Below are 16,085 nucleotides of genomic sequence, written 5' to 3'. Positions count from 1 at the left end.
CGGGTCAGTCCCCGCGTCCGCGCGCCGCCTTCTCCTCCAGGCCCGACACGCCGAATCGGCGCGCCAGCTCGGCCAGCACGTCGTCCGGCGCCAGGTCGCGATACAGCAGCAATACCATGCTATGAAACCAGAGATCGGCCACTTCGTGGACCAGGTGCGCGTCGTCCGCGCCGCGTCCGGCCTCCACGACCTCGGCCGCCTCCTCCTCGATCTTGGCCAGGATCGCATCCCCGCCTCGCGCATACAGCCCGGCCACGTAGGAACTATCGGAGTCGGCGCGGCGACGGGCCGCGAGCACGTCGGTCAGACGCGCCAGGATATCGCTTTCAGCCATGATTCGGATAGATTTCGGCGGGATCCTTAAGGACCGGGTCCGCGGCGCGCCACGCGCCGTCCTCCAAACGCCGGAAGAAACAGCTCTCCCGGCCCGTGTGACAGGCGATGCCTCCGGCCTGTTCCACCCGCAGCAGGACCGCGTCGTTGTCGCAGTCCAGCCGCATCTCCACCACGCGCTGGCGGTGTCCGGAACTCTCGCCCTTGCGCCACAGCTTGCCACGGGAACGTGACCAATAGGTGGCGTATCCGGATTCCGCGGTCGCGGCCAGGGCCTCGCGGTTCATCCAGGCCAGGGTCAGCACCCGGCCGCCTTCGGCATCCTGGGCGATCGCCGGCACCAGGCCGCGCTCGTCCCAGGCCACCTCGTCCAACCAATCCGACATCTCGTCTCTCGCACCATGCGTTCCCCCCATTCTACGCGCGATGGGCGTCCACCGTTGCCCCTTGCGCCCCGCGCCCCGGCGGCTTACCGTTCGCACGCCGCGGATCCGCCGCCGGGGGCGCGCGAGCACGACGACAGGGTGTAACCTTGACACATGCGTGAATCGCGGCGGCGAGAGGTTGATGTCCATGTTCGCGCGGGCGCCGGGGCGACCGGCCGCGCGGCCGATCCGGACCGATTATGAAGATCATCATACTGGGGGCCGGACAGGTGGGCGCCACGCTCGCCGAGAACCTGGCCAACGAGGCCAACGACGTCACCGTCGTGGACACGCAGGCGGCCCTGCTCGCGGAGCTCCAGGACCGCCTGGACATCCGCACCGTGCAGGGTTTCGCCGCCTTCCCCGAGGTGCTGCGCAGCGCCGGCGCCGACGACGCCGACATGATCATCGCGGTCACGGACGCCGACGAGACCAACATGATCGCCTGCCAGATCGCCTACACGCTGTTCCACACCCCCACCAAGATCGCCCGCATCCGCGCCGCCGAGTACCTCAACGAGGACCGCCTCTTCCAGCAGGAGGCGTTGCCGGTGGACATGCACATCAGTCCGGAGCAACTGGTCACCGACTACATCACGCGGCTGATCCAGTATCCGGGCGCCCTGCAGGTGGTGGACTTCGCCGCCGGCCGGGTCCGCGTGGTGGGCGTGAAGGCCTATTACGGGGGACCGCTGGTAGGCCACGAGCTGCGCACCATCCGTGACCATATCCCCGGCGTGGACACGCGGGTGGCGGCGATCTACCGCCGGGGCAAACCCATCATCCCCGAAGGCGACACGGTGATCGAGGCCGACGACGAGGTGTTCTTCGTCGCCGCCAAGCACCACATCAAGCGCGTGATCAGCGAACTGCGCAAGCTCGACCGGCCGGTCAAGCGGGTGGTCCTGGCCGGGGGCGGCAACATCGGTCTGCGCCTGGCCCGCGCCCTGGAGAGCCATTGCCAGGTCAAGCTGATCGAGAAGGACCGCGAACGGGCGCGGCGGCTCTCGGAACAGGTCGACAAGACCATCATCCTGGTGGGCGACGCCGCCAACGAGGCGCTGCTGCAGGAAGAGAACATCGAGAGCGTGGACGTGTTCTGCGCGGTGACCAACGACGACGAGGCCAACATCCTGTCGTCGATGCTGGCCAAGCGCCTGGGCGCGCGCAAGGCGATGTCCCTGATCAACCGGCTGGCCTACGTGGACCTGGTCGAGGGCGGCGTGATCGACATCGCAATATCGCCCCAGCAATCCACGGTGTCCGCCCTGCTCGCCCACGTGCGGCGCGGCGACGTGGTCCGTGTGCACTCACTGCGCCGCGGCGCCGCCGAGGCGATCGAGGCGGTGGCGCACGGCGACTCCCGCAATTCCCGCGTGGTGGGCCGCCGCATCGACGAGATCAAGCTGCCGCCGGGCACCACCATCGGCGCCATCGCGCGCGGCGACGACGTCGTGATCGCCCATCACGACACCGTGATCGAGTCCGGCGATCACGTGATCCTGTTCATCGTGGACAAGAAGTACACGCCCGACGTGGAACGTCTGTTCCAGGTCGGGCTGGGCTTCGTGTGAACGGAGGCGGACCGGCGTGAGCCTCCAGCTCGCCGTGACACAGCGGGTGGTCGGCCTGCTGCTGATGATGTTCTCGACCACCATGCTGGCGCCGGCGGCGGTGGGCGTGCATTACGGCGACGGCGAAGTCGACGCCTTCCTGTCCGGCTTCTGCATCACCCTGCTGGGCGGGTTGATCCTGTGGCTGCCGGTACGCCGTGTGCGCCGCGACCTGCGGCTGCGCGACGGCTTCCTCGTGGTGGTCCTGTTCTGGGCGGTGCTGTCCCTGTTCGGCGCGGTGCCGCTGTACCTGGCCGATGCCCCCGCGATGTCGTTCACCGACGCGGTGTTCGAGTCCGTATCCGGTTTGACGACCACCGGCGCCACCGTGCTCACGGGGCTGGACACGCTGCCGCACGCCGTCCTGTTCTGGCGCCAGCTCATGCAGTGGCTGGGCGGCATGGGCATCATCGTGCTGGCGGTGGCGGTGCTGCCGATGCTGGGCGTGGGCGGCATGCAGCTCTTCCGCGCCGAGACGCCGGGCCCGATCAAGAACAACAAGCTGACCCCGCGCATCCGCGAGACCGCCAAGGCCATGTGGCTGATCTACGTGGGGCTGACCGCGGCCTGCGTGGGCGCTTACTGGCTCGCCGGGATGCAACCCTTCGACGCCGTGGCGCACGCCTTTTCCACTGTCGCCACCGCCGGCTTCTCCACCCACGACCTGAGCATGGGCCACTTCGACAGCGCGCTGATCGAGACCATCGCCGTGGTATTCATGTTCCTGGGGGCCCTGAACTTCGCCCTGCACTTCGCCGCCTGGCGCAGCGCCAGCGTCATGCCGTACGGGCGCGATCCCGAATTCAGCGCCTTCTGCCTGCTGGTGCTGCTCGCGACCAGCGTGAGCGCGCTGTTCCTGTTCGTTTCCGGGACCTACTCCGATCCCGAGGCCGCGCTGATCAAGAGCATATTCCAGGTGATGTCGATCGGCACCACCACCGGGTTCACGACGGCCGACTATTCGGTCTGGCCGAGCTTCCTGCCGATGATGCTGCTGCTGGGCAGCTTCGTGGGCGGCTGCGCGGCCTCCACGGCGGGCGGGATCAAGGTGGTTCGCTTCACGCTGCTGCTCAAGCAGGGCCTGCGCGAAGTGAACCGGCTGGTGCATCCCAGCGCGGAGATGCCGATCAAGCTCGGCGGGCGCCTGATCCCGTCGCAGGTCTCGCAGGCCGTGTGGGGCTTTTTCTCGGTCTATGTCGGCCTGTACATCGTGATGTTCCTGAGCATGCTCGCGCTGGGCATGGACGAGCTGACCGCCTTCTCCGCGGTGGCCGCCTGCCTCAACAACCTGGGACCGGGGCTGGGCGAGGTCGCCTCCAACATGGCCGCGGTGCCGGACGCCGGCAAGTGGATCCTGTGCCTGGCCATGCTGCTGGGGCGGCTGGAGATCTTCACCCTGCTGGTAGTGCTGACGCCCGCCTTCTGGCGTCGCTAGCAGATACCCTCCCCCGTCTTCCGTCTTCCGTCTTCCAATAAGTTAAACTCCCCGCCTTTATGGGCATGCGCGACGACCTGGAAAAGATGCTGGCCGGCGGCAGGGACACGCCCCTGCTGCGTTTCTCGCTGGGCGAGGTCTACCTCAAGGAGGAACGGCCCGGCGAGGCCGCCGAGCACCTGCGGGCCGCGGTCGAACAGGACCCGCAGTATTCCGCCGCGTGGAAGCTGTACGGCAAGGCCCTGGCGGCCGCCGGCGACACGGAGGCGGCGGCCGCGGCGTTCGACAGCGGCATCGCGACCGCCGAGGCGCGTGGCGACAACCAAGCGGCCAAGGAGATGCGCGTATTCCGGAAGCGTTTACAAAGATGAGAGAGACAAGCGCGAAGAAAGACCCCGCCCGCGAGAGCGTCGCCGCTCTTTTCGCCGCTTTGCTCTTTCCCCTTTCCTCTTGCCTCTAACCGTTATGTCCGTCTACACGCGCATCGAACCCGAGCAGCTCGAGGCCTTCCTGGCCGACTACCATGTCGGCACGCTGCGCGATTACCGCGGCATATCCGAGGGCATCACCAACACCAACTACTTCGTCGACACCACCGGCGGCCACTGGGTGCTGACCGTGTTCGAGCGGCTGACGCCGGCGGAGTTGCCCTTCTTCCTGGAGCTCATGGACCACCTCGCCGCGCGCGGGGTGCCCAGCGCGCACCCGGTGACGCGGCGCGACGGCGGTTTCCTGTCGAGCCTGGCCGGCAAGCCCGCGGCACTGGTATACCGCCTGGACGGCGCCAGCGAGGAGCGTCCCTCGGTGCCGCAATGCGCCGCCCTGGGCACGGTGCTTGCCGACATGCACCACGCCGCCGGCTCGTTCCCGCGCGAACAGGCCAACGCCCGCGGCCTGGGCTGGCTCACGGCGACGCGCGGCCGGCTGGCGGAGCGCCTGAACGCCGAGGATCTCGCTCTGCTGGACAGCGAGCTGTCCTTCCAGCATGAGCTGGATCTCTCGCACCTGCCGCGCGGGGTGATCCACGCCGACCTGTTCCGTGACAACGTCCTGTTCGAGGGCGACACGGTCTCGGGGCTGATCGACTTCTACTACGCCTGCACCGACTACCTGCTCTTCGACCTGGCCGTGGTCTGCAACGACTGGTGTCTGGACGACGACGGCGACTATCTCGAAGCGCACTGGAAGATGCTGTCCGCGGCCTACGCCCGCCGGCGGCCGTTCACCGCGGCCGAGCACGCGGCCTGGCCGGGCATGCTGCGCGCCGCCGCCCTGCGCTTCTGGGTATCGCGGCTGCACGATTACCACTTCCCGCGCGACGGCGACGTCACCCATACCAAGGACCCGGCGCCCTTCGGCCGCATCCTCGCCGCGCATCGCGAATCGCCGCCGCCGCTGACGCCGTGATGCGAACCGCGGCCGCCGTCCTGTCGGCGCTGCGCGCCGTCAACGACGCCCTCGGCCGCGCGGTGGCCTGGCTCACGGTGGCGATGGTCGCCGGCGTGGTCGGCGTCGTGATCCTGCGCCACGCCTTCGGTATCGGCGCCACCGCCCTGCAGGAGGCGGTGCTCTACCTGCACGCCCTGGTCTTCCTGGTGGCCGCCGCCCACACCCTCCAGCACGACGGCCACGTGCGGGTGGATATCCTCTATCGGCGCTGGGGCGAACGCGGGCGGGCCCGGGTGGACCTGCTCGGCAGCCTGTGTCTGCTGCTGCCCATGGCGGTGTTCGTGTTCGTGGCCAGCCTGGACTACGTGGCGGCTTCCTGGGCGCTGCTGGAGACCTCGCCCAGCCCGGACGGCCTGCCCTTCGTCTACCTGCTCAAGACCCTGATCCCGGTCGCCGCCGCGCAGCTCGCCGCCGCCGCCCTGGTCCAGGCCGGCGACGCCTTACGTGTTCTCAGTCGCCGCGAGTAAAAATCCATGAACCACAGAGACACAGAGGGCACAGAGAAAGAAATGCGATTGCTTGTGAAAGGCACGGTATCTTTTGTCTTCACCTGCGCTCCCCTCCCGATTCCAGCCATTCTTGTCTCTGTGAGCTCTGTGTCTCTGTGGTTAACCAGTAATCAAGCCGGGCCGGCCTGATGGAATGGGTCGCGGGGCTGATGTTCCTGGCCGCCTGCGCGGTGCTGCTCACCGGCTACCCGGTGGCGTTCGCGCTCGGCGGCACGGCCCTGCTGTTCGGGCTCGGCGGCGCCGCGGCGGGCGTCTTCGGCTATGCCGAGCTGTTGGCCCTGCCCAGCCGGCTCTACGGCACCATGACCAACGACACCCTGGTGGCGGTGCCGCTGTTCGTGTTCATGGGGGTGATGCTGGAGCGCTCGCGCATCGCCGAGGAACTGCTGGACTCGGTCGCCGCCCTGTTCGGGCCGCTGCGCGGCGGCCTGGGTTTCACCGTGATCCTGGTGGGGGCCCTCCTGGCGGCGGCCACCGGCATCGTCGGCGCCACCGTGGTCACCATGGGCCTGCTGTCGCTGCCGACCATGCTCAAGCGCGGCTACGATCCGGCCCTGGCCAGCGGCACCATCTGCGCCGCCGGCACGCTGGGCCAGGTGATCCCGCCGTCGATCGTGCTGGTCCTGCTCGGGGACGTGCTCGCTTCCGCCTACCAGCGGGCCCAGCACAGCATGGGCGTGTTCGCGGTGGAAACCGTCTCCGTGGGCGACCTGTTCGCCGGCGCCCTGTTGCCGGGATTGTTCCTGGTGCTGCTGTACGCCGGCTACCTGACGGTAACCGCCTGGCGCCGACCCGAGGCGATGCCGGCGCTGGAGGCGGGGGCCCGCGCCGCCACCCGCGGCGGCCTCGGCACCCTGATGCGCGGTCTGTTGGCGCCCCTGCTGCTGATCGGCACGGTGCTGGGCTCGATCATGGCCGGCGTGGCCACGCCCACGGAGGCGGCGGGCCTCGGCGCCGCGGGCGCGATGCTGCTGGCCGCGGCGCGCGGCGCATCGAGCCTGGCCACCCTCCGCGAGACGGCGCGCAACACGGCCCGGATCACCAGCATGGTCTTCCTGATCCTGGTCGGGGCGTCGCTGTTCTCGCTGGTATTCTCGGCCTACGGCGGCGACGATGCCGTGCGCGGGCTGCTGCAGGATCTACCCGGCGGCACGGTCGGGGCCGTGCTGCTGGTGATGGTGGTGATGTTCCTGCTGGGCTTCATCCTGGATTTCATCGAGATCACCTTCGTGGTGGTCCCGATCGTCGGCCCGGCGCTGCTGGCCATGGGCCTGGACCCGGTCTGGCTGGGCGTGATGATGGCGATCAACCTCCAGACCTCGTTCCTGACGCCGCCCTTCGGCTTCGCCCTGTTCTACCTGCGCGGCGTGGCACCCGAGGAAGTCTCGACCGGCGCCATATACCGCGGCGCGGCGCCCTTCGTGGGCCTGCAGCTCGCGGCACTGGCGCTGCTGGCGCTATGGCCGGGGCTGGCGACCTGGTTGCCTGGGTTGCTATATCCGTGATTGGTGATTGGTGATTGGTGATTGGCAAAGAGCGTAAGCCCCTCTTCCCAACGAATCACAAATCACGAATCACCAATCACGGATCACGACGCGCCAACAAATAGGCCAACTCGTGCCGCCGCGTGGTCGCCGCGGCCTCGCGGGCGAAGGCGCGATAGGAGTCGTACACCCGGCGCGCGAAGGCGTCGTTGGCGGTCAGCTCGTCCAGGACCTCGGTGCTGGCCGTGCGCAGGGCGTCGAGCACGTCCGGCGGGAACTCGTGGAGTTGCACGCCGTGCTCGTCGACCAGCGTGCGCAGGGCCTGCTGGTTGCGGGCGCCGATCTCGGCGGTCATGCGCGCGCCGGTGGCGGCGCAGGCCGCCTCCACCACCGCCTGTAGATCGGCGGGCAGCGACGCCCAGGCGTCGGCGTTGACGATCAGCTCCACCGCGGAGCCCGGCTCGTGCCAGCCGGGGTAGTAATAGTGCTTGGCGACCTTGTGCAGGCCGAAGGCGAGATCGTTGTAGGGCCCGACCCATTCCAGGGCATCGATCACGCCGGTCTGCATGGCCGTGAACAACTCGCCGCCCGGGATGTTCACCGTGGTCACGCCCAGCCGCTGCATGACCTCGCCGCCGAGGCCGGGGATGCGCATCTTGCGGCCACGCAGTTCCGACAGATCCGCGAACGGTTCCCGGAACCAGCCGCCCATCTGCACGCCGCTGTTGCCGGCGTCGAACGGTACCAGGCCGAAATCCGCATACAGCTCGCGCCAGAGTTCCATGCCGCCGCCGTAGTGCAGCCAGGCGTTCATCTCCCACGGCGCCAGGCCGAAGGGCACGGTGGTGAAAAACGGCGTCGCCGGCGACTTGCCCTTCCAGTAGTAGGCGGCACCGTGGCCCATCTGGGCGGCGCCGCCGGAGACCGCGTCGAAGACTTCCATGGCGGGCACCCGCTCGCTGGCCCCGTACACCTTCACGGTCAGGCGCCCGTCCGACATCGCGCCGATGCGCTCGGCCAGCGCCTCGGCGGCCGTGCCCAGGCCGGGGAAGTTCTTGGGCCAGGTCGTGACCATGTGCCAGCGGAATGTCTCGCCGCGCGCGGCTTGTGTGTCCGCCGCGCCGCTCTCGCGTCCGCAGGCGCCCAGCAGGCCGGTCGCCCCCAGGCCCAGCATCAAGTCGCGTCGTCTCATGCCTCTCTCCCGGTCAGTGTCGGTACCAGTCGCCCCGCTCGCCCGGCGGCCGCCGACGATAGCGCGCATAACTCCAGTAGTACTGCTCCGGCAGCCGTCGCACCAGCCGTTCCAGCCCCTCGTTGAGCGCGGTCGCGGCCACTGCCGGGTCGGGATCGGCCATCGCCTCCGGCGCCCGTTCGAAGCGCAGGGCGAACCCGCGCCCCCGGGGCAAACGCTCGGCCACGACGAACAGCGCCGGCGCGCCGGCGCGGGTGACCAGGCGTCCGGGCAGCACGGGTGTGTGCGCGACGATGCCGAATAACGGTGCGAACTCGCCACTGCCGCGCGGCGGATCCTGGTCCGGCAGGATGCCCACGCTTTCCCCCGCGCGCAGCGTGCGCAGCAGGGCCCGCACGCCGCCCCCCGTGCTCGGCACCAGCCGTGCCCCGAAGCGCTCGCGGCCACGCTTGATCACGGCATCCAGCGAGCCTTTCTGTGGCTTGTAGAGGGAGGTTATCGGCGCGCGGTCCGCGCAGTACAACCCCGCCAGCTCCCAGCTCCCGAGATGCGGGGTCATGAGCACCACACCGCGGCCGGCGGCGAGGGCCTCGCGCCAGAGGGATTCGCCCTCGACCCGGCGCACGAGCCGCCGGACACGGTCCGCGGGACCGAACCAGAGCAGCGCGCTCTCGGCGAATGCGCGTCCGAGATGCACCAGGGAGCGCCGGCCGACGCGACGGCGGCGGCGCCGGCCCCAATCCGGGAAGCAGCGGGACAGGTGCAGGCGGGTGCGCGTGCGCTGCGCGGTCGGCAGGTACCACAACAGCCAGCCGGCCAGGGTACCCAGCGCGTGCAACGCCGGCAGCGGCAGCCGGGCGAGCAGGCGCAACCAGCGGGGCGGCGCGGGTTCGGCGTCGGAAGTACTCTCGGTCACGCGTGGATTTTAGCGCGTCCGGGCGAACCGGGACGGGGAAAGTGGCAGGCGGACAGGCAATAAAATGCCCGGCGACCGGAGCCGCCGGGCGAGTCAGAGCCGTGCTAGGCTTTTGGAGGCGTCCGAGTCGAGGCGAGTCCCGTGCCCGACCCAGTGTCCGTGCATCCATCCCTGGACCCCTCCGGCACGCAACCTCGACCCTCCCTGGAGTCCGTTTCCCTGGTTGCGCTATGGGCTATGCTTTCACAGCTACCCCAGCCGGGGCATAGGCGTTACACGATAATTTCTGTACGAATTTTCTTACATGATTGGTTTATTGCAACGCGTCACGGAGGCCCGGGTAACTGTCGAGGGCGAATGCATCGCCGCGATCGGCCCGGGATTGGCGGTGTTGGTGGGCGTCACCGCCGCCGACCGCGAGGCCAACGCGGACCGGCTCGCCGAGCGACTGCTCGGCTATCGCGCCTTCCCCGACAGCGCGGGGCGCATGAACCTGGGACTCGCCGAGACCGGCGGCGGCCTGCTGCTGGTGCCGCAGTTCACGCTCGCGGCCGACACCCGCAAGGGCCGGCGCGCGAGCTTCACCGGGGCGGCGCCGCCCGAGGTCGCCCGATCCCTGTTCGAACGTCTGGCGGCCACGGCACGCGCCCGCCACGAGCCGGTAGCCACGGGCCGATTCGGTGCCGACATGCAGGTGAGCCTGGTCAACGACGGCCCGGTCACTTTCTGGCTGGAGGGCTGATCCCGCGGCGGCTATAGCCTCGGGCGTCCTCCCGTCGTATCATGTCCGCCGATTCGGCCCGTCCAGACTGACATGACCGCCCGTACCGCAGACATCCGGCGTGAAACCCGGGAGACCCGCATCGCGCTCGCCCTGGATCTCGACGGGACCGGCGAGGCGGAGCTCGCCACCGGCATTCCCTTCTTCGATCACATGCTGGAGCAGATCGCCCGCCACGGGCTGATCGACCTGCGCGTGCGCGCCGAGGGCGACCTGGAGGTCGACGATCACCACACCGTCGAGGACGTGGGCATCGTGCTCGGCCAGGCGCTGGCCGAGGCGGTCGACGACAAGCGCGGCATCACCCGCTACGGCCACGCCTACGTGCCGCTGGACGAGGCCCTGTCCCGCGTGGTGATCGATCTCTCCGGCCGGCCCGGCCTGGAATACGACGTGACCTACCCGCGGGCGCGGATCGGCAGCTTCGACGTCGACCTGGTGCGCGAGTTCTTTCAGGGCATGGTCAACCATGCCCGGCTCACTCTGCACGTCGACAACCTGCGCGGCAGCAACGCGCACCACATCGCCGAGACGGTGTTCAAGGCCTTCGGCCGCGCGCTGCGGGTGGCCGTGACGCCGGACCCGCGCGTGGGCGACGCCACACCCTCGACCAAGGGCTCGCTCTAGCCCGAGCATCTCAACCGGAATATTCTCGCCATGGCCACGGTGGGCATCATCGATTACGGGATGGGCAATCTGCACTCGATTGCCAAGGCGCTGCAGTACGTCGCCTCCGACGAGCAGATCGAGATCAACTACGATCCCGATCAGCTCGCCAAGTGCGACCGCTTGGTACTGCCGGGCGTCGGCGCCATCGGACACTGCATGGCGGAACTGCACCGCCTGGAGTTGGACGCGATGCTGCGCGAGCAGCTCGGCACCAAGCCGCTACTGGGCGTCTGCCTCGGCATCGAGGTGCTGATGAGCTATTCCGCCGAAAGCGGCGGCGTGGAAGGACTGGGGGCCTTCCCGGGCGAGGCCGTGCGCTTTCCCGACCCGGACGGCTTCGCCGACGGCGTGCGCCGCAAGATTCCGCACATGGGCTGGAACCAGGTGCGCCAGGAGCGCAGCCATCCGCTGTGGAAGGACATCGCCCCGGCGAGCTGGTTCTATTTCGTGCACAGCTATTACGTGGTGCCCGAGGACGACCGGCACGTGGCCGGCAGCACCGAGTACGGCCTGCGCTTTGCCTCGGTGATCCTGCGCGATAACGTGTTCGCCGTGCAGTTCCATCCGGAGAAGAGCCAATCGGCCGGCCTGCAGCTCCTGGCCAACTTCCTGGACTGGGACGGACGAGCCTGAGGCCGGCACCGAGCCGAGCGACAACAGAAGCCATTAGCGAATGGAGGAGAGCGTGCTTCTCATCCCGGCAATCGACATCAAGGACGGCAAGTGCGTACGCCTGCGGCAGGGCCGCATGGACGACGTGACCGTGTTCGACGAGGATCCCGCGGCGGTCGCCGAGCGCTGGGTCGCCGCCGGCGCCGAACGCGTCCACGTCGTGGACCTGGACGGCGCCACCGCCGGTGAGCCCGTCAACAAGCGCGCGATCGAGCGCGTGATCCGCGCCTGCGGCAAGGTGCCGGTGCAGGTCGGCGGCGGCATCCGCGACGAGGACGCCATCGAGACCTACCTGGAGCGCGGCGCCGAATTCGTGATCGTGGGCACCCGCGCGGTCGCCGAGCCGCACTTCGTGGCGGACATCGGCGTGGAATTTCCGGGTCACGTGATCGTCGGCCTGGACGCGCGCGACGGCAAGGTGGCGATCGAGGGCTGGTCCAAGCTCTCCAATCACGACGTCGACGACCTCGCGCGTCAGTTCGAACGCGACGGCGTGGTCGCCATCATCCACACCGACATCAGCCGCGACGGCATGATGCAGGGCCTCAACATCGAGGCCACGCGGTCCCTGGCGCGCGCCCTGACGATCCCCGTGATCGCGTCCGGTGGCGTGACCTGCCTGGACGACATCGCCGCGCTATGCGACGCCGAGGAGGACGGCGTGGCCGGCGCCGTGATCGGCCGCGCGCTCTACGAGGGCGGCCTGGATTTCGCCGAGGCGCGCAAGGTCGTGACCGAGCGCACCGGCGGCGGCGCCGCGTGACCCCCGGAGAGACCGAATGACACTGGCCAAGCGCATCATCCCCTGCCTGGATATCGACAAGGGCCGGGTGGTCAAGGGCGTCCGCTTCCTGGACATCAAGGACGCCGGCGATCCGGTGGAGATCGCCCGCCGCTACGACCAGCAGGGCGCCGACGAGCTGGTGTTCCTGGACATCACCGCGTCGCACGAGGCGCGCGACACCCTGGTCGATGTGGTCGAGCGCGTCGCCGGCGAGGTGTTCATCCCGCTGACCGTCGGCGGCGGCGTCAAGAGCGCGCCCGACGTGCGGCGGCTACTCTCGGCCGGAGCGGACAAGGTTTCGATCAACACGACCGCGGTCGCCAACCCGGACTTCGTCACCGAGGCCGCCAACCGCTTCGGCTCGCAGTGCATCGTCGTGGCGATCGACGCCAAGCGCGTGAACAAGAAAAAGGAAGAGCCGCGCTGGGAGGTATTCACGCACGGCGGCCGCCGCTCCACCGGCATCGACGCCGTGGAATGGGCCCAGCGCATGGTCGCCAACGGCGCCGGCGAGCTGCTGGTGACCAGCATGGACATGGACGGCACCAAGGCCGGCTTCGACCTCAAGCTTACCCGCGCGATCTCGGATTCCGTGGACGTCCCGGTCATCGCCTCCGGCGGCGTCGGTTCCCTGGAGCATCTGCACGACGGCCTGGAGGTCGGCCACGCCGACGCCGTGCTCGCCGCCAGCATCTTCCACTTCGGCACCTACACCATCCAGCAGGCCAAGGGCTACCTGGCCGAGCGCGGGGTGGTGGTGCGCGATCCCCTTTATAGGTAGATCGTGATTGGTGATTTGTGATTGGCAAAGAGCGTAGCCCCCTCTTCCCAACCAATCACAAATCACCAATCACGGATCACGTCTTAACAAGGCGGGCATAATAGAAGCCGTCCATATCCGCCTCGCCGGTCGCGATCCGGCGACCGAGGGTGTCGCCCTCGCCCCAGTCTGCGGCAATGGCCTCCTCAGCGGCGTCCTCCGTGTCGGCCAGGAAGGCGGCGACCGTGTCCGCACCCTCCGCCCGCAGCACCGAGCAGGTGGCGTAGACCAGCACGCCGCCCGGCGCCAGCAAGGGCCATAGCGCCTCCAGTAGCGCCCGCTGCCGGGTGGCCAACGCGGCGACATCCGTCTCGCGGCGCAGCCACTTGATGTCGGGATGGCGCCGGATCACGCCGGTGCCGGTGCACGGCGCGTCCAGCAGGATGCGGTCGAAGGGTCGGCCGTCCCACCAGTCGTCCGGGCGGGTCGCATCGGCCTCGCGGGTTTCGCCGCGCAACCCGAGGCGGTCGAATGTCTCCCGCACCGCGGCGAGCCGTTGCCCGTCGCTGTCCAGGGCCAGCAGTTCGCAGTCGATCCGTTCGAGACAGTGCGCGGCCTTGCCGCCGGGCGCGGCACAGGCATCGAGCACGCGCATGCCGGATTGGATGTCCAGCAACGGGACCGCGAGCTGGGCGGCGGCATCCTGCACCGATACATGGCCCGCGCCGAAACCGGGCAGGTCCTCGACCGGGCACGGGCGTTCCAGCACCAGGGCATCCGGGGCGGCCGGATGCGGCGCAGCCCGGATGCCGGCGGCATCCAGGCGCTCCCGATAGGCGTCCGGCGTCGTTTGCCGGCGATTCACCCGGAGGGTCATGGGCGCCGGCCGGTTGCCGGCGGCGAGCAATTCACGCCAGCGATCGGGCCAATCCGCGCGCAGGCGTTCGACCAGCCAGTCCGGGTAGGATTCGCGGACCGCCGGCGGCCCGTCCGCCGCGGCCTCCAATGTCTCCGCCTCGCGCTGGTAACGCCGCAACAGGGCATTGACCAGGCCGCGGGCACGCGGTTGCCCCAGCGGCCCGGCGGCGTCCACGGTGGCGTGCACGGCGGCATGGGCCGGCACGCGCATGCTGCGGAGCTGATACAGCCCCGCCAGGATCAACGCCGCCACCACGGGCTTGGGCGGTTTCCGCCACAGCCGACCGGCGATCGCCTCCAGCGCGCGCCGGTCGCGCAGCACCCCGTAGGCAAGCGCCGCCGCCAGGGCCCGGTCCGGCGCCGTGTGCAACGCCGCCCGCTCCGCGGCCAGCGCCGCGTCCAGGCTGCGGCCGCGGAACACCGCCGCCACGGCGCGCGCCGCGGCCACGCGCGGTTCAACCCCCTCCGCGGCCATGCCTTTTTTCCGGAAACCGGCAACCGGCAACTGGTGACTGCCGCCCCCGGGGCCGGCCGCACCGTCCCCGCGCCCGAGCCCCTTCAAGCGCCATCGCCGCCCCCGAATCGCCGACCCACCAGGTCGCGCCCGTGGACGGCGTCGGCCGCGGCGATCCGGCGGCCGCCGGGCCACTGCAGCTCGAGTATCCGGAGCTGACCGCGGCCGGTGGCCACGTCCATGCCGTCGCCCCCGGCCGCGACGATGGTGCCGGGCGCGGCGTCGACCGTGCCGGAAGCCACCCGCGCCCGCCAGATGCGGACCCGCTGGCCGTCGAGATCGGCGTGCGCCACCGGCCAGGGATTGAAGGCGCGTACCGCGCGGGCGAGGTATTCCGCCGGACGGGTCCAGTCCACCGCGGCCTCGGCCTTGTCCAGGCGCGGGGCGTAGCAGGCCTCGGCATCGTCCTGGGGCACCGGCGCGATGCGGCCGGCGGCCAGGCCGTTGAGGGCCTCCAGCAGCAGCGTGGCGCCCTGTTCGGCGAGCCGGTCGTGGAGATCGCCGGCCGTGGCCTCGGCGTCGATCGGACAGTCGCGCTGCAGGAGAATGTCGCCGGTATCCAGGCCGGCGTTCATGCGCATGATGGTCACGCCCGTCTCCTGATCGCCGGCGAGGATGGCGCGCGCGATCGGCGCCGCCCCGCGCCAGCGCGGCAGCAGCGAGGCGTGGACATTGACGCAGCCGTGGACAGGCAGCGCGAGCACGGCGCGCGGCAGCAGCAGACCGTAGGCGACCACGACCATGACATCCGGGCGCAATGCGGCCAGCTCGTCCTGCAGGGCCCGGTTTTTGAGGGTCTCCGGCTGCCATACCGGTAGCCCCAGGGACCCGGCACGGCGCTTGACCGGCGACGGCGCCAGCCGCCGGCCACGGCCGGCGGGCCGGTCGGGCTGGGTAAGCACGCCCAGCAGCTTGTGACCGCTGGCGGCCAGCGCGTCGAGGCTGGGCAGCGCGAACTCGGGAGTGCCGGCGAAGATTATGCGCATTGGACACGATGGAAAACGGGAAACGGGAAACGGGAAACGCCGGAGAGAGAGACCGTGCCGTTCGCGGTCGTGACTGCCACGTCGTGCCGATGATCCTTCACGTCTGACGTCTCACGTTTTCCGTCTCACCCCTGTGGCGCCTGGCCTTTTCCAGCTTGCGCCGGATGCGCTCGCGCTTCAGACGCGAGAGCTGGTCGATATAGAGCCCGCCGTCGAGATGATCGATCTCGTGCTGGATGCACTGCGCCAGCAGACCCTCGCCCTCCAGCTCGTAAACCTCGCCGTGACGATCCTGGGCGCGCACGGTCACTTTCTTGTGGCGGTTCACGCGATCGTAGTGATCCGGCACGGACAGACAGCCCTCGTCCACCACCACCGGCTCCTCGCGGGCGATGATCTCGGGATTGATCATAACGATCGGCTCGTCCTTGTCCTCGGAGCAATCCATCACCGCCACCCGCTTGGCGACCCCCACCTGGGTGGCGGCGAGCCCCACGCCGGGCGCGTCGTACATGGTCTCGAACATGTCGTCGATAAAATCCTGCAGGGACGCATCGATCTCCTCCACGGGCTGCGCGACCTCGCGCAGCCGGGGATCGGGAAAATGCAGAATCTCGAGGACTGCCATGGCGTTAGCCTTCTTTT

Annotated in this window: 18 protein-coding genes; 11 read left to right on the top strand and 7 right to left on the bottom strand. The window is 69.5% G+C overall.

Features of this window, described 5'->3' with window-relative positions; genetic code table 11:
- Nucleotides 1-4 precede the first annotated feature (4 nt).
- Both PC39_RS00885 and hisI read right to left on the bottom strand, forming a co-directional pair.
- Complete coding sequence (locus PC39_RS00885; RefSeq protein WP_353251470.1) at nucleotides 5-334, bottom strand: phosphoribosyl-ATP diphosphatase; 330 nt, start codon at nucleotides 332-334, stop codon at nucleotides 5-7.
- Nucleotides 327-719, bottom strand: a complete 393-nt coding sequence (gene hisI / locus PC39_RS00880; protein ID WP_353251469.1) for a phosphoribosyl-AMP cyclohydrolase — start codon at nucleotides 717-719, stop codon at nucleotides 327-329. Before hisI ends, PC39_RS00885 begins: the two co-directional genes overlap by 8 nt.
- Before the next feature lie 239 nt (nucleotides 720-958).
- Between hisI and trkA the strand changes: the two genes are divergently transcribed.
- The 6 genes from trkA to PC39_RS00850 all read left to right on the top strand — a co-directional run bounded on the left by trkA (nucleotide 959) and on the right by PC39_RS00850 (nucleotide 7,269).
- A complete protein-coding gene (gene trkA / locus PC39_RS00875; protein WP_353251468.1) occupies nucleotides 959-2,332 on the top strand; it encodes a Trk system potassium transporter TrkA in 1,374 nt (457 codons plus the stop codon).
- A 64-nt stretch (nucleotides 2,333-2,396) separates the two neighbouring features.
- Nucleotides 2,397-3,806, top strand: a complete 1,410-nt coding sequence (locus PC39_RS00870; protein ID WP_353251758.1) for a TrkH family potassium uptake protein — start codon at nucleotides 2,397-2,399, stop codon at nucleotides 3,804-3,806.
- Between the two features lie 65 nt (nucleotides 3,807-3,871).
- On the top strand, nucleotides 3,872-4,177 hold the full coding sequence (locus PC39_RS00865; protein ID WP_353251467.1) for a tetratricopeptide repeat protein: 306 nt from the start codon (nucleotides 3,872-3,874) through the stop codon (nucleotides 4,175-4,177).
- Nucleotides 4,178-4,271: 94 nt separating this feature from the next.
- Nucleotides 4,272-5,213, top strand: coding sequence for a homoserine kinase (locus tag PC39_RS00860; protein ID WP_353251466.1), 942 nt, complete (start codon nucleotides 4,272-4,274; stop codon nucleotides 5,211-5,213).
- Nucleotides 5,213-5,722, top strand: a complete 510-nt coding sequence (locus PC39_RS00855) for a TRAP transporter small permease subunit (protein ID WP_353251465.1) — start codon at nucleotides 5,213-5,215, stop codon at nucleotides 5,720-5,722. Before PC39_RS00860 ends, PC39_RS00855 begins: the two co-directional genes overlap by 1 nt.
- A gap of 170 nt (nucleotides 5,723-5,892) precedes the next feature.
- On the top strand, nucleotides 5,893-7,269 hold the full coding sequence (locus tag PC39_RS00850) for a TRAP transporter large permease (RefSeq protein WP_353251464.1): 1,377 nt from the start codon (nucleotides 5,893-5,895) through the stop codon (nucleotides 7,267-7,269).
- 76 nt (nucleotides 7,270-7,345) lie between these two features.
- Here the strand turns inward: PC39_RS00850 and PC39_RS00845 are convergent, their stop codons facing one another.
- A complete protein-coding gene (locus PC39_RS00845) occupies nucleotides 7,346-8,440 on the bottom strand; it encodes a TRAP transporter substrate-binding protein (RefSeq protein WP_353251463.1) in 1,095 nt (364 codons plus the stop codon).
- A gap of 13 nt (nucleotides 8,441-8,453) precedes the next feature.
- Nucleotides 8,454-9,356, bottom strand: a complete 903-nt coding sequence (locus tag PC39_RS00840) for a lysophospholipid acyltransferase family protein (RefSeq protein WP_353251462.1) — start codon at nucleotides 9,354-9,356, stop codon at nucleotides 8,454-8,456.
- Between the two features lie 304 nt (nucleotides 9,357-9,660).
- Here PC39_RS00840 and dtd point away from each other — a divergent pair, with 304 nt between their 5' ends.
- From dtd to hisF, 5 genes are all read left to right on the top strand, one after another.
- Nucleotides 9,661-10,098, top strand: coding sequence for a D-aminoacyl-tRNA deacylase (dtd, locus tag PC39_RS00835; RefSeq protein WP_353251461.1), 438 nt, complete (start codon nucleotides 9,661-9,663; stop codon nucleotides 10,096-10,098).
- Between the two features lie 72 nt (nucleotides 10,099-10,170).
- Nucleotides 10,171-10,764 carry an imidazoleglycerol-phosphate dehydratase HisB gene (gene hisB, locus PC39_RS00830; RefSeq protein ID WP_353251460.1) on the top strand — a complete coding sequence of 198 codons (594 nt, stop codon included), beginning with the start codon at nucleotides 10,171-10,173 and terminating at the stop codon, nucleotides 10,762-10,764.
- Between the two features lie 30 nt (nucleotides 10,765-10,794).
- Nucleotides 10,795-11,439, top strand: coding sequence for an imidazole glycerol phosphate synthase subunit HisH (gene hisH / locus PC39_RS00825; RefSeq protein ID WP_353251459.1), 645 nt, complete (start codon nucleotides 10,795-10,797; stop codon nucleotides 11,437-11,439).
- A 52-nt stretch (nucleotides 11,440-11,491) separates the two neighbouring features.
- Nucleotides 11,492-12,241 (top strand): 1-(5-phosphoribosyl)-5-[(5-phosphoribosylamino)methylideneamino]imidazole-4-carboxamide isomerase, encoded by a 750-nt coding sequence (gene hisA, locus PC39_RS00820; RefSeq protein WP_353251458.1) that lies wholly within the window; start codon nucleotides 11,492-11,494, stop codon nucleotides 12,239-12,241.
- Between the two features lie 16 nt (nucleotides 12,242-12,257).
- Nucleotides 12,258-13,043: an imidazole glycerol phosphate synthase subunit HisF gene (gene hisF / locus PC39_RS00815; RefSeq protein WP_353251457.1), complete on the top strand. Its 786-nt coding sequence runs from the start codon at nucleotides 12,258-12,260 to the stop codon at nucleotides 13,041-13,043.
- Nucleotides 13,044-13,119: 76 nt separating this feature from the next.
- On the opposite strand, the gene rsmB is transcribed toward hisF, so the two are convergent.
- The 3 genes from rsmB to def all read right to left on the bottom strand — a co-directional run bounded on the left by rsmB (nucleotide 13,120) and on the right by def (nucleotide 16,068).
- Nucleotides 13,120-14,415, bottom strand: a complete 1,296-nt coding sequence (rsmB, locus tag PC39_RS00810) for a 16S rRNA (cytosine(967)-C(5))-methyltransferase RsmB (protein WP_353251456.1) — start codon at nucleotides 14,413-14,415, stop codon at nucleotides 13,120-13,122.
- Nucleotides 14,416-14,498: 83 nt separating this feature from the next.
- Nucleotides 14,499-15,440: a methionyl-tRNA formyltransferase gene (gene fmt, locus PC39_RS00805; RefSeq protein ID WP_353251455.1), complete on the bottom strand. Its 942-nt coding sequence runs from the start codon at nucleotides 15,438-15,440 to the stop codon at nucleotides 14,499-14,501.
- A gap of 97 nt (nucleotides 15,441-15,537) precedes the next feature.
- On the bottom strand, nucleotides 15,538-16,068 hold the full coding sequence (gene def / locus PC39_RS00800; protein WP_353251454.1) for a peptide deformylase: 531 nt from the start codon (nucleotides 16,066-16,068) through the stop codon (nucleotides 15,538-15,540).
- Nucleotides 16,069-16,085 lie beyond the last annotated feature (17 nt).

The organism is Salinisphaera sp. PC39, assembly GCF_040361335.1.
GTDB lineage: Bacteria > Pseudomonadota > Gammaproteobacteria > Nevskiales > Salinisphaeraceae > APNM01.
This window is presented reverse-complemented; position numbering and strand designations above follow the sequence as displayed.